The sequence below is a fragment of the Arthrobacter sp. MMS24-S77 genome, from assembly GCF_054888235.1.
Genome location: NZ_JBTZRN010000001.1, coordinates 3,655,621 through 3,669,139, shown reverse-complemented (window position 1 = coordinate 3,669,139; position 13,519 = coordinate 3,655,621). Strand labels below are relative to the sequence as shown.

Sequence of the window (13,519 nt, the reverse complement as noted above, 5' to 3'; positions counted from 1 at the left end):
AGGTATTTCCCATGTCTGAATCAACCGCGCGCAAGTTCGGATTGCTCCCCATGCTCGGCCATACGAAGGGCAAGCGCAGTCCCGTTACGTGCGCCCTGAAGTGCGACAACGCCTGCTCGGGCGAGGTGTGCAACACGAGCTCCAACGCCTACTTCCGCGACATCGCTTCCGCAGCCGTGTCCCGCCGCGCCGCCCTGGGCTTCGGCGCGGTCGGTGCGCTCGCCGTCGTACTGGGCGGAAGCCTGTCTGGTAACCTTCCCGAAGCCGGCGGTGTTGGCCTGTCCGAGGCGGCCAAGGCGGGCTTCGACAAGGCCAAGCTCAAGTTCACCCCGATCAAGCCGGTCGACTCCGCCGTCGACGAGTTCACCGTGCCGGAAGGCTTCGCGTGGCAGCCGATCATCCGCTGGGGCGATCCGCTCTTCGCCGACTCTCCGGCCTTCGATCTCAACGGCCAGACCGCAGCTGCGCAGGCCCGTCAGTTCGGCTACAACAACGACTACACGGACATCCTGCCCATCCCGGATTCCAAGGACCGCCGGGCCGTGCTGTTCACGAACCACGAGTACACCAACGAGAACATCATGTTCCCGGCCTCCACTGAGGCTACGGAGGCGCGCGCGATCGGCCGGGCCGCACACGGACTCACGGTTGTCGAACTCGAGCGCAAGAACAAGAACAAGCCGTGGAACTACGTCAAGGGCGCACCGCTCAACCGCCGTTTCCTGACCGACACCACCTATGAGCTCACCGGCCCCGCGGCGGGCACCGACCTGGTCAAGACCATCGACGATCCCTCCGGCCGGAAGATCAAGGGCACCTTGGGCAACTGCTCCGGCGGCACCACACCTTGGGGCACCATCCTCTCCGGCGAGGAAAACTTCAACGGCTACTTCGTTGCTCCCGGCACCTCGGTGGGCGACAAGCGCTACGGCCTCACCAACAAGGCCACCGCGCGCAAGTGGGAACTGGATGAGCCCCGTTTCAACACCAACAACACCGGCTACGCCAACGAAACCAACCGCTTCGGCTGGATTGTGGAAGTCGACCCGTTCGACCCCTCCTCCACGCCCAAGAAGCACTCCGCCATGGGCCGATTCAAGCACGAGGGCGCCAATGTGATTGTTGCCGACTCAGGCCACGTGGTGGCGTACATGGGCGACGACGAGCGCTTCGACTACCTCTACAAGTTCGTCTCCAAGGGCAAGTACATGGCCGGCGACTCGGCCGCGGCCCGCCGGAACAACATGAACCTTCTCTCCGAAGGCGATCTTTACGTTGCCAAGTTCACGGGCGACTCACCGGCGTCGGAGATCACCGGGAACGGTGCGCTGCCGTCCGACGGCGCGTTCGACGGTTCCGGCGAGTGGCTTCCCTTGGTGGTCGATGGCGTCTCCGCAGTTCCGGGCATGTCCGTCCCTGAGGTACTGGTCTACACGCGCCTCGCCGCGGACAAAGTCGGCCCCACCAAGATGGACCGGTGCGAAGACGTTCAGCCGAACCTGGAAACCGGCAAGGTCTACGTGGTCTGCACCAACAACTCGGACCGCGGCAAGCCCGGCAAGGAAGGCGCCACCGAGGTCAACCCGCGCACACTGAACCGTGACGGCCACATCGTCGAAATCACCGAGACCGGAGACCAGACGTCCACCCGCTTCAACTGGACCCTCCTCATGGTGTGTGGAGATCCCGCCAAGAACTCCTCCACATACTTCTCCGGCTTCCCGGCCGACAAGGTCTCGCCCATTTCCTGCCCGGACAACGTGGCCTTCGACTCCGCGGGCCACATGTGGATCGCCACGGACGGCGCGCCGTCCTCCATCGGTTACGCGGACGGCCTTTTCAAGGTCACCCTCGACGGCGACGAGCGCGGCAAGGTGGAACAGTTCCTCGCCGTACCGCGCGACGCCGAGACGTGCGGTCCGATCGTGCACGACGACGAGCGGACCGTCTTCGTCGCCGTGCAGCACCCGGGCGAGGAAGGAACGTTCGACGCCCAGCACTCCTTCTTCCCGGACTACGTCGGCGCCGGCGCCACCCCGGCCGCCGGCCAGGTCCGCGCCCCGCGTCCGTCGATCGTCCAGGTGTTCCGCAAGGACGGCTAACCTTTCGGGAAACGCCCGCTCACCTATGCGGGCCTTTCGGGAAACGCCCGCTCACCTATGTGGGCCTTTCGGGAAACGCTCGCTCACCTATGTGGGCCTTTCGGGAAACGCCCGCTCACCTATGTCTGCATAGGTGAGCGAGCGTTTCGGTTTTGGGGCGCATAGGTGAGCGAGCGTCGGGGGAGGCGGCGCTAATAGACTGGTGCGGTGACTTCGCAAGGCTCCCTGAGCTCTCTCGCCGCTGCCCGGATCGCTGTTAAGGCGCTGCTCGACGGCGGTGTGCGGCACGTGGTGGTCTCTCCCGGTTCGCGCTCGGCACCCATGGCCTACGCGCTGGCGGAGGCCGAAGCAGCCGGGAACGTCCGGCTCCTGGTCCGGATCGACGAGCGTTCGGCCGGTTTCACGGCCCTTGGCCTGGCCCTGTCCACGGGCGCCCCGGCTGCCGTCCTCACCACCTCAGGCACCGCCGTCGGGAATCTCCTCCCCGCGGTGATGGAGGCCAACCACGCTGCGGTTCCCCTCGTCGTCCTTTCGGCCGATCGTCCCGCCGAACTCTTGGGCACTGGCGCCAACCAAACCACCATCCAGCTGGACCTCTTCGGTGAACACGTGCGCTTCGCCGTCGACATTCCCGCGGGCAGCAACCCGCAGCGCGCGGTCGAGACTGCCCTTTACGCGGCAACCGGCGCCCTCGAGGACACCCCTCCGGGCCCGGTGCAGCTCAACCTCGCTTTCCGCGAGCCGCTGGTTCCGGAACAAGGCGAGGCACTGCCCGCCAGTCAAGGCCGCGGCGTTTTCCACTACGACTCCGGCCCGCAGCCACTGAGCATGCCGCCCGCTTCCGCGGAACTTACCGAACGGCGGACGGTGGTCCTGGCAGGGCACGACGCCGGTCCGGTCGCTGAGGCCTTCGCCCGCGCCCACGGCTTCCCCTTGCTGGCCGAGCCCTCCTCGAACGCGCGATTCGGCCCGAACGCGGTGGGGCCGTATCGCCTGATGCTGGACAACTTCGGGCCCGGTTCTGCGCTGCCGATCGAGCGGGTGGTGGTCTTCGGACGGCCGACCCTTTCGCGGCCCGTCGCCGCCCTGCTGGCCCGAAACGAGCTACCGGCCGCCATCTACGAGCCCGTTCCCGTGGCTTGGTACGAGCACGGACGGCGACGCGAGGAACGCTTTGATTCCCTGGCTGAGTTGGCTGGGTTCGCAGGCCGGGGCTCGGATGAGTGGCTCGACGCTTGGCTCCTGGCCGGTGCCGCAGCCCAACACGCGCTCGACGGCGTTCTCGATGCGGAGCCTGCAGCTAACGGGCCGGCTGTGGGAGCCACAGTCTGGAAACACGCCCGCGGGCAGCTGGTCCTGGGCTCCTCCAACGGGATCCGCGACGTCGACCTCGCCGGACAGCCCAGCCCCGAACCGCTGGCCACCATTTTCGCGAACCGCGGCCTCGCCGGCATCGACGGAACCATCTCCACCGCGACGGGAATCGCCCTCGGCGCGGGCCGCGAAACCACCCTCCTCGTGGGCGACGTCACCTTCTTGCACGACGCCGGAGGCCTCCTCCTCGGAGCCGGCGAGCCTGGGCCGGACCTGCGCATCGTGGTCCTCAACGACGCCGGCGGGGGCATCTTCGGCCTCCTCGAACACGGCAAGGTGGAGGACGACGGCGGCTACGGCACCGCCGTCGAGCGCCTCTTCGGGACCCCGCACAGCGTGGACATTTCCGTGCTCGCCGCGGCATACGGCGTCGGGCACACTTCAGTGCGTACGACGGCGGAGCTCGCCGACGTGCTTGCCTCGCCTCTGAAGGGGCGCAGCATTGTCGAGGTACGCACGGACCGATCCGAGTTGCGCCCGTTGCACGCACGCATCAAGTCTGCCGTGGCCGCGGCCGTGTCCCAGGTGCTGCTCGGGGCGTAGGGGCTGGCGCTGGCGACGCGGGACCTGACTGGTGACACGCGAACTGGCTGACGACGCGGAAATGCCCTGGCGAGGCCGGATTTCCGGCCTCGACAGGGCATTTGCGCGTCGCGGGGAATCAACCGCAGCGCTGGGGACCTACAGGACGCGGCTGAGGAACTCCTTGGTGCGGGCGTGCTGGGGGTTGGCGATGATCTCGCGGGGGTCGCCGGTTTCGACCACGACGCCTCCGTCCATGAAGGTCAAGGTGTCGCCGACTTCGCGGGCAAAGCCGATTTCGTGGGTGACCACGATCATGGTCATGCCGGACTTGGCGAGGTCCTTCATCACGTTGAGCACATCGCCGACGAGTTCGGGGTCCAGGGCGGAGGTGGGCTCGTCGAAGAGCATCAGCTCCGGTTCCATGGCCAGGGCCCGGGCGATCGCGACGCGCTGCTGCTGGCCGCCGGAGAGCTGGGCCGGGTAGTGGTTGGCGCGGTCGGCCAGGCCAACCCGGTCCAGCAGTTCCAGGGCCTGCTTCTTGACGTCGCCCTTGTTCTTGCCCTTGACCTGCACGGGTGCTTCCATGACGTTGTACAGGGCGGTCTTGTGCGGGAAGAGGTTGAAGCGTTGGAAGACCATGCCGATTTCCCGGCGCTGCGCGGCGATTTCCCTGACCTTCAGGTCGTGGAGGCGGCCGTTGACTTCGCGGTAGCCGATGAGCTGCTCGCCCACGGAGATGCGTCCGGCGCTGATGGTTTCGAGCAGGTTGATGCAGCGGAGCATGGTGGACTTGCCGGAGCCGGAGGGGCCGATGACGACGGAGACTTCGCCCTGGTTGACGGTCAGGTCGATGCCGCGCAGCACGTGGTGGGGGCCGAAGTATTTGTGGAGGCCTTCGATCCTTACCAGTGGTGTCTGGGTGGTGGTCGTCATTTTGCCTCCTCCTCGGGGAAGTCCATCTTCAGGGACGGTTCTGCTTCGGCGCTCGGTGCCACGGCCGCGGCGGCCTTGGCGGCTGCGGGGTTGATGACGGCCGGGGCGAGGTTGGTGTCCACGCCCTTGCCGTAGTAGGCCTCGATGTAGTGTTGGCCGACCATGAGCAGGCTGGTGATGACCAGGTACCAGATGGCTGCCACGATCAGCAGCGGCACCGGCAGGTAGATCCGGTTGGCCAGGGCGTTGGTCGCGAAGGTCAGGTCCAGGGTGAACGGGACGGCCAGGACCAGGGAGGTGGTCTTGAGCATGCCGATGGTCTCGTTGCCGGTGGGAGGGACGATGATGCGCATGGCCTGGGGCAGGATGATGCGCCACATGATCTTGCCTTTGCCCATGCCCAGGGCTTCGGCGGCTTCGGTCTGGCCCTTGTCCACGGACTTCAGCCCGGCCCGGAAGATCTCGGCCAGGTACGCCGATTCGTTCAGGCCCAGGCCCAGGATGGCCGCGACCAGGGCCGTGATGACGGTGCTCGTGTCCACGCTGAACAGTTCCGGGCCGAAGGGCACCCCTGCACTGATTTTGGGGTAGAGGACGGCGATCAGGCCCCAGAAGACCAACTGGGTGTAGACCGGGGTGCCGCGGAAGAACCAGACCCACACCCAGGAGGTGTAGCGCAGGACCGGGTTGTCGGACTGGCGCATCACGGCCAGCAGGATGGCCAGGACGATCGCGATGACCATCGACGCCACGGTCAGCAGCAGCGTCCAGCCGACGCCCTGGACGACCTTCACGTCCAGGATGTAGGTGCCCACCACGTCCCAACGGAAGTTGTGGTTCGTGATCACGCTCTGCACCATCAGCGCCAGCACGCCAACGATGACGATGGCGCTGATCCAGCGTCCCGGATGCCTGACCGGCACCGCATCGTTCAGCACGGGCGCGGCGTGGCCTGGTTGATGATGATCCATCTGTGCACCTGATTTGTTATCGGTGGCGGGAATACTCAAGACTTGACCGCCGGGTTGACCTCGGACTTGGTGATGGCGCCTTCGGCGTTGCCCCAGCCAGTGAGGATCTTCTTGTAGGAACCGTCAGACATGAGCTTGGTCAGCGTCTTCTGGATGACGTCGGCGAGGGCGGTGTCCGACTTGGCAACGGCGATGCCCTGGGGAGCGGCGTCGTAAACGTCGCCGAGCCTTTCGAGCTGGCCGTTGGTCTGGGTCAGGGCGTAACCGATGATGGGGGAGTCGGCGGCCATGGCATCGATGCTGCCGTTGACGAGCCGGGTGGTGACGTCCGTCTGGTTCTTGAGCGTCACGATGTTGATCGGCTGCTTGCCGTCAGCTGCGCACTTCTTGTTGCGGCCGGAGAGGTCCGGGTCTTCCTGGACGGTACCGGTCTGCACGCCGATGGACTTGCCGCAGACGTCATCCAGGGAGAACTTCTTCGGGTTGCCCTTCTGCACGGCCCAAGCGGTGCCGGCGTTGAAGTAGCTGACCATGTTGACGGCGCCGAGACGCTCGGGGTTGATGGTGAAGGAGGAGATGCCCAGATCGTACTTGGGGCCGAGGGCGGGGAGGATGCCCGTGAATTCGGCGGTCTGCACCTGGACCTTCAGGCCGAGGGTGGCGCCGATTGCCTTGGCGATGTCGACGTCGTAACCGACCGGGGTCTGGCCGTCGGTTCCGAGGAATTCCGCAGGTGCATAGGTGGTGTCCGAGCCGACGGTCAGCGTGCCCTTGGACTTGATGGCCGCGGGGACCAAGGCAGCCAGGGTGTCATCCTTGGCGATGGTGGTGGGGTCAAAGCTTGCATTGGCACTGCCGGAAGGCGAGGCGGCATTCGACGGGCCGGCCTCTGAGGCGTTGGTGCAGGCAGTCAGTGCCAAGGCGCCGATTGCGATGATGGTTGCAGCCTTGAGCGTCGAACTGACCGGAAACGAACGGGATTTCTGCATTTTCTTACCTTTTGTTGCAGTGGATGCGAAACTAATCGGTTCATAGTGTAGCGCCGAACATGAGATGTGCGTCACAGAAAACTAAGTTTTACTATTGGATAACCTACCAAGCGAAAAATCAAGACCCTCGCCGTGGCTATTGTCTCGCATCCCAGACATCCACGGGGATGGGTTTCGAACGGAATCCTGGAGGTTTGGACTCTTAGCGGTTGATGCCCAGTGACTCGAGCATTGGCCGGAATTTGGCCCAGGTCTCGGCCAGCTCAGCCTCGGGAACGGAGCCCTCAACGATCCCGCAGCCCGCATAGAGGCGCACAGTCGTTGGGCTCTCGATGATCGCACCACGCAGCGCGATGCCCCACTCGCCGTTGCCCGCGGCGTCGAGCCATCCGACTGGCCCGGCGTAGGGGCCCCGGTCCATGTGCTCAAGCTCCCGGATGAGCGCACCGGCCACCAAAGTAGGCGTCCCACATACGGCGGCCGTGGGGTGAAGCGCGTTGATCAGGGCCAGGCACGTAGGGACATGTCCCTCGATATCGGCCAGCTCGGCCTTCACATCGGAGGCCAAGTGCCACACATTGGGCAGTTCCAGGATGAACGGCTCACTGTGCGCGTTCATGGCCTCGGAGAACGGAGCGAGTTGCGTCGTTAGGGATTGGATGGCGATCTCGTGCTCATGGCGTTGCTTCTCGGAACCGGCAAGCACCCGTTCGGCGTACTCCATCGGGGAGCCGTCCATCCCCTCGGCGTCCCGTCGGTCCAGCGTCCCGGCCAGGACTCGTGCCTGCGCGGTGCGGCCCTCCACTTGGATGAGCATCTCCGGCGTCGCGCCTACCAAGCCGTCGACGCCGTATGTCCAGCATTCGCGGTAGCTCCCCGCCAGTTGGCGGAGCACCTGGGCGGCGTTAACGCCGTCGGGAAGCGTTGCCACAACGTCGCGGGCGAGGACAAGCTTCTCAAGCTTTCCCGTGCGGATTTCCGCGACGCCGTCCGCAACGGCCTGCTTCCAGTCAGCTTCGCTCAACGAACCGCTCTCCAGAGTGACCCTTCCATCCCCCAACTGACTGGCAGTTGTTGTCGTTATGAGCCCTCTAAACGACAACAAATGCGAGTCAGTTGGGCGCCCGCCGCCGTGCCCGACGCCGTGCCCGACGCCGGAGCCTCCCGCCGTGGCCGACTCACCGTCCGCAGGACTCAGCCATCCCGCGAGTGCGGCGAGTGCGCCCGCCTCGGTGAGTTCGACGTCGTCGAGCGTCAACTGGGTGAGCCAAGACCGCCCATCCCGGATCCCGACCACAATCTCCGGAAGGATCAGGCGCGATTCAAAGGCGGACGTCTTGGAGAAAGCAAAGGAGCCAAAGGCTACAGGGCCGGTGCCGGGGATCTCGAGGGGATCCGTGATGTCTGCCTCGATGACGAGATGGCGCCACCAGATATCGGCCTCGAGAAAACGATCGGGCCCGGTGGCAGTGAAGCGTGCGAGTTCGCCAAAGCCCACCAGTCCGTTCTCGCGGCGGGACCAGCACAGGACGTCGTCCCGGACCAGAAACGACGGCAGCCCCCCGGAGGATGAATCAACATCGAGGGGGACTGTCAAGGTGCGGAGCGTGCTCGTCATGATGGAACAACATTACTCCCGCGGGCAAGGGAGCTGTGCTGGCCGGCAGGAACTCGGGCCTGGAACCTGGCCGGCCCCAAGCCCGACGCCCAAGGCGGCAACCCGGGCCGGACCGGAGTGCCCCGAAAGTTCTTCCCAAATTTGTCTGAGACAATTGCAGGGTGAACCGAGCATCCTTGGAAAAGCGTCCGGACGAAGTTGCGACGATGTTTGACGATGTCGCCCCCAAATACGACGTCGTCAACGATGTCCTGTCCATGGGGCAGACCCGGCGTTGGCGCCGCGTCGTCGTGGAAGCGATGGATGTTCGGGTGGGCCAAAAGGTCCTGGACTTGGCTGCCGGCACCGGCACCTCCAGCGAACCGTACGCCGACGCCGGCGTAGACGTCGTGGCCTGCGACTTCTCCCTGGGGATGCTGAAGGTTGGCAAGCGCCGCCGTCCGGACATCAACTTCGTTGCCGGGGACGCCACCAATCTGCCGTTCGCGGACAACTCCTTTGACGCCTGCACCATTTCGTTCGGCCTGCGCAACGTCAACGAACCGCACAAGGCCCTCGAAGAGATGTTCCGCGTCACCAAGCCCGGCGGACGCCTGGTCATCGCAGAATTCTCGGCTCCCGTGGTCCCCCTTTGGCGCACCATGTACACCGAATACCTAATGCGCGCACTGCCCGCCATCGCCACCAAAGTCTCGTCCAACCCGGACGCCTACGTGTACCTTGCCGAGTCCATCCGCGCTTGGCCGGACCAGGACCACCTGGCCGCCTGGATGCAGGAAGCCGGTTGGACCGATGTCAACTACCGCAACCTGAGCGGTGGAATCGTGGCAATACACCGGGCCCAGAAGCCCGCCGCTCCGCACACCGCCAGCGTCCCTGTGGCCAAGCTGCGCCGCCAGATCAAGCCGCGCCGCCAAACCGGCGATCAGTCCCGCTAGCCGGCTCATTAACAAGGACGCTGTGAACGTACTGATAGTCGGCGCAGGACCAGCCGGGTCCACCGCCGCGTACTACCTTGCCCAGGCGGGCATTTCCGTGACGGTGCTGGAAAAGACCAGCTTCCCACGCGAGAAGGTGTGCGGCGACGGCCTCACTCCCCGCGCGGTCCGCGAGATCCAGAAGCTCGGCCTCCCGCACGCCGAGGACGGAGGCTGGCGACGCAACAAGGGCCTGAGGCTGATCGCCGGCGGCCGGACCATTGAATTGCCATGGCCCGAAGTTGCCGACTTTCCCACGTACGGGCTCATCCGCACCCGCCTTGGATTCGACGAGGAGTTGGCCCGGCACGCCCAGGCGGCAGGCGCCGTCGTCCTTGAACGCCACAGCGTGAGCGAGGCCCTGCGCGACGACGCCGGGCGGGTGATCGGCGCCCGCGCCGCAATCCTCGACGAGTCCGGACGCAAGACGGGCGAAACGCGCGACTTCCACGCCGACGTCGTACTCGCCGCCGACGGCAACTCGACCCGCACAGCCGTGTCGCTCGGCATGCATAAGCGCGACGACCGCCCGCTGGGCGTCGCAGTCCGCACTTACTTCACCTCGCCCCGCCACGACGACGACTGGATGGAAGGCTGGCTTGAGCTCCATTCGCCGGGTTCCCACGCCTCGCAAGCTCGGCGCGGTACCCGCGCTGGCTCTCTTGGCAAGTCCGGCAAGCCGCTGCCCGGCTACGGTTGGGTGTTCGGCGTCGGGGATGGAACATCCAACGTTGGCCTCGGGATCCTGAACTCCTCCAAGGAATTCGGCAAGCTCGACTACAGGCAGGTCCTCCGCGAATGGACCGCCGGCATGCCGCCCGAATGGGGCTTTACTCCCGAAAACCAGGTAGGGGAGATCCGCGGCGCCGCCCTGCCCATGGGCTTCAACCGGACCCCGCATTACTCGCCGGGGCTCATGCTCCTGGGCGATGCCGGCGGCATGGTTTCCCCGTTTAACGGGGAGGGCATTTCCTACGCCATGGAGTCCGCCCGCTTCGCGGCCGAGTTCATCATCGACGCGTCCTCGCGTTCCCGTTCAGCCGGATGGACCGCGGACGACGCCGATGCGCACCTTTCGCGTTACGCGGACTACGTGCGGGACCAGTGGGGTTCACACTTCACCCTGGGACGCGTCTTTGCGGCCCTCATCGGCAAGCCCGCTGTCATGAAACTCGCACTGCGGACGGGCATGCCCATCCCCGTGCTGATGCGCTTTGTGGTGAGGATGCTCGCCAACCTCACGGATGCGTCCGCCAAGGGTTTCGAGGATCGCGTCATCCGCGTCCTCGAAATGCTTGTCCCGGCCACGTCCAACACCACGTCCACCGCCGTTTCCACCCGCACCGGCACCGAATCAACGCTTTCCACCGCGAAAAGTTAGGGTTAACCCGTGACTCACTCTGCCGAACACAGTTGGACGCACGCCGGGCACGGCCTGCCGGACACTGTCGAACCCGCTCCCTCCACCACCGCGATCGCCACCGGGCTGCAGCTTCCTGCCGGTTTTGCGGCGATCGCCAAGGACGTGGAGCTGGGTCCTGCCATCACCACCAACCTTGCCCGCGTGGAGAAGAAGCTCCGCGAAGCAATTGCCAACTCGGACCCCCTGGCTGACGCAACGTCGCGTCACCTGGTGGAAGCCGGTGGCAAGCGGATCCGCCCGCTGTTGACTCTCCTGTGCGCCCACCTCGGTGACGCCTCCCGCCCGGAGGTGGTCCAGGCCGCCGTCGTGGTTGAACTGACCCACCTCGCAACCCTTTATCACGACGACGTGATGGACTCCGCTCCCTTCCGCCGCGGCGCCCCGACGGCCCACGAAGTCTGGGGCAACTCGGTGGCAATCCTCACCGGCGACCTCATCTTCGCGCGGGCTTCCATCCTGGTGTCTGAGCTCGGTTCGCGTGCCTTGGGAATTCAGGCCCGTACCTTCGAACGCCTGTGCCTGGGCCAGCTGCACGAAACCGTGGGTCCGCGTGAAGGCGAAGACGCCGTGGAGCACTACCTCTCCGTCATCGCCGACAAGACCGGTTCCTTGGTGGCCGCCTCAGGCCAGCTCGGTGCCATTTTCGCCGGCGCCGACGAAGCCTTCGAAGATGTGCTGGTGGAATACGGCGAGAAGGTGGGCGTGGCCTTCCAGTTGGCCGACGACGTCATCGACGTAACCGGCGTCAAGGTCAAGTCCGGCAAATCCCCGGGAACGGACCTCCGGGAAGGTGTGCCCACGCTGCCCGTCCTCCTGCTCCGCAAGGCTGCCGACAACGGCGACCACTCCGCCGTCGAACTCCTGAAGCTTGTGGACGGCGACCTGTCCTCGGATGAGGCACTGGCGTTGGCTGTCGCCGGGCTGCGCGAGCATCCCGTCACCGCCGAATCCTGGGTCATTGCGCGTCAGTGGTCCGCGGAAGCCATCGAGGCCTTGAAGCCGCTGCCCGAAGGCGTGGTCAAGGAATCGCTGACAAACTTCGCCCACGCAGTGGTGGAGCGCGCCAGCTAATTCCGCCGTCGCAGTCACCCAACTAACTCGCAGTTGTTGTCGTTTTGACCCGGCAAAGTCATATGGTCGTAGCAACGCTCTGATTGATGGAGCGTTTTATGGTCAGGTCATTTCCTCAGAGTGCCCGCAACGAGTTTGTGGACTTGGTGTGTGGTGGGATGTCGATTCTCGCGGCTTCCCGGCGCGTCGGGACCACACATCGGACCGGGGGAACCTGGTGGTCCCAGTCTGGCCTCATGATGACTGTGAACATGGGCCGCGTCGGGGGTCTTGCTGATCCGGCGCCGACGGCGGACGGTCCGGGTGGCCGGGCATTGACTTTGGACGATCGGGGGATGATCCAGATGGGCCGCCGGTGCGGGCTGAGCTACGCGGATATTGGGGAGGCGATTGGCCGGGACAAGTCGGTGGTCTGGCGGGAGGTGAAGCGGCACACCGGGGAGGACGGGGTTTATCATGCGTCAACCGCCCACGCTAAGGCGCATCAGAACCGGCGCCGGCCCAAGCCGCTGAAGCTTGCCGAGAACGAGGATCTGTGCCGGCTGATAGCGGTCTGGATGGACGACGGGTGGAGCCCGAAACTGATTTCATCGATGCTGGTGTTTTACTTCACCGATGATCAGACTATGCAGGTGAGCCACGAGACGATCTACCAGGCGCTGTACGTCCAATCCCGCGGGATCCTGCGGGCAGATCTGGCCGAAAAGCTCAGCCTGAAACGGAAGCAGCGCGTTCCCCACGCCGCGGACAGGACCAAGAACAGCCCCTACAAGGAGGCGTTCAAGATCAGTGAACGCCCGGCCGAGGCCCAGGACCGGGCCGTCCCAGGGCATTGGGAAGGTGACCTCATCATCGGCTCCAACGGGACCGCGATCGGCACCCTCGTGGAACGCTCGACCCGGTTCACGATCCTGCTCCACCTCCCCGGGAACCACAGCGCCGAGACCGTCGCTACCGCGATGATCCGGGAGATGGGCAAGCTCCCGGACCACCTGCGACGGTCGATCACCTGGGACCGCGGCACGGAACTCGCCGACTACGCGCGGATCCAAACCGCGCTCGAGACCACGCTCTATTTCTGCGACCCGCACTCGCCCTGGCAGCGCGGGACCAACGAAAACACCAACCGGCTCCTGAGATTCTGGTTCGAGAAAGGCTCGGACCTCTCCGCTCACACCCCGGAGGACCTCCGCCGGGTCGCCGCGAAACTCAACCGCCGGCCACGGCCCACCCTCAACCTGCAAACCCCAGCCAACCGGCTCAACCAGCTGCTGCAGGCAGCCTAAACCCCAGCGTTGCTCTGACCAGTTGACTTTGCCCCCGTCATAACGACAACAACTGCGAGCTAGTTGGGCCGGGACGAACGGGGACGGGCTTAAATGCAATGGCCCCGGTTCCTTGCAACGCTACGAGTCACGCGCTGCAACGAACCGGGACCATAATCTCCGTTCGCATCAGACTCACCGGAGGCATTTAGTGAATCCGGTTACAGCATATGACAGGTTTGTCATGGGTGCAACTTTCTCGGTCAATAGA

At 65.2% G+C, this 13,519-nt stretch carries 10 protein-coding genes; 6 read left to right on the top strand and 4 right to left on the bottom strand.

Features of this window, described 5'->3' with window-relative positions:
- Window positions 1-11 precede the first annotated feature (11 nt).
- Entirely contained in the window at window positions 12-2,102 is a 2,091-nt protein-coding gene (locus ACX5I4_RS16845; protein WP_461837644.1) for a PhoX family protein, read from the top strand.
- A gap of 207 nt (window positions 2,103-2,309) precedes the next feature.
- Window positions 2,310-4,019 carry a 2-succinyl-5-enolpyruvyl-6-hydroxy-3-cyclohexene-1-carboxylic-acid synthase gene (gene menD, locus ACX5I4_RS16840; protein ID WP_461837643.1) on the top strand — a complete coding sequence of 570 codons (1,710 nt, stop codon included), beginning with the start codon at window positions 2,310-2,312 and terminating at the stop codon, window positions 4,017-4,019.
- A 138-nt stretch (window positions 4,020-4,157) separates the two neighbouring features.
- Here the strand turns inward: menD and ACX5I4_RS16835 are convergent, their stop codons facing one another.
- From ACX5I4_RS16835 to ACX5I4_RS16820, 4 genes are all read right to left on the bottom strand, one after another.
- Window positions 4,158-4,934: an amino acid ABC transporter ATP-binding protein gene (locus tag ACX5I4_RS16835; protein WP_461837326.1), complete on the bottom strand. Its 777-nt coding sequence runs from the start codon at window positions 4,932-4,934 to the stop codon at window positions 4,158-4,160.
- Window positions 4,931-5,905 (bottom strand): amino acid ABC transporter permease, encoded by a 975-nt coding sequence (locus tag ACX5I4_RS16830; RefSeq protein WP_461837642.1) that lies wholly within the window; start codon window positions 5,903-5,905, stop codon window positions 4,931-4,933. Before ACX5I4_RS16830 ends, ACX5I4_RS16835 begins: the two co-directional genes overlap by 4 nt.
- Before the next feature lie 35 nt (window positions 5,906-5,940).
- Complete coding sequence (locus tag ACX5I4_RS16825) at window positions 5,941-6,894, bottom strand: ABC transporter substrate-binding protein (protein WP_461837641.1); 954 nt, start codon at window positions 6,892-6,894, stop codon at window positions 5,941-5,943.
- A 202-nt stretch (window positions 6,895-7,096) separates the two neighbouring features.
- Window positions 7,097-8,512, bottom strand: coding sequence for an isochorismate synthase (locus tag ACX5I4_RS16820; RefSeq protein WP_461837640.1), 1,416 nt, complete (start codon window positions 8,510-8,512; stop codon window positions 7,097-7,099).
- 161 nt (window positions 8,513-8,673) lie between these two features.
- On the opposite strand from ACX5I4_RS16820, the gene ACX5I4_RS16815 reads away from it, so the two are divergent.
- The 4 genes from ACX5I4_RS16815 (at window position 8,674) to ACX5I4_RS16800 (ending at window position 13,269) form a co-directional block, all read left to right on the top strand.
- Entirely contained in the window at window positions 8,674-9,450 is a 777-nt protein-coding gene (locus tag ACX5I4_RS16815) for a demethylmenaquinone methyltransferase (RefSeq protein WP_461837639.1), read from the top strand.
- Between the two features lie 22 nt (window positions 9,451-9,472).
- On the top strand, window positions 9,473-10,870 hold the full coding sequence (locus tag ACX5I4_RS16810; RefSeq protein ID WP_461837638.1) for a geranylgeranyl reductase family protein: 1,398 nt from the start codon (window positions 9,473-9,475) through the stop codon (window positions 10,868-10,870).
- 9 nt (window positions 10,871-10,879) lie between these two features.
- Window positions 10,880-11,983 (top strand): polyprenyl synthetase family protein, encoded by a 1,104-nt coding sequence (locus tag ACX5I4_RS16805; RefSeq protein WP_461837637.1) that lies wholly within the window; start codon window positions 10,880-10,882, stop codon window positions 11,981-11,983.
- A gap of 98 nt (window positions 11,984-12,081) precedes the next feature.
- Window positions 12,082-13,269, top strand: a complete 1,188-nt coding sequence (locus ACX5I4_RS16800; protein WP_461837636.1) for an IS30 family transposase — start codon at window positions 12,082-12,084, stop codon at window positions 13,267-13,269.
- The last annotated feature ends 250 nt before the right edge of the window (window positions 13,270-13,519 follow it).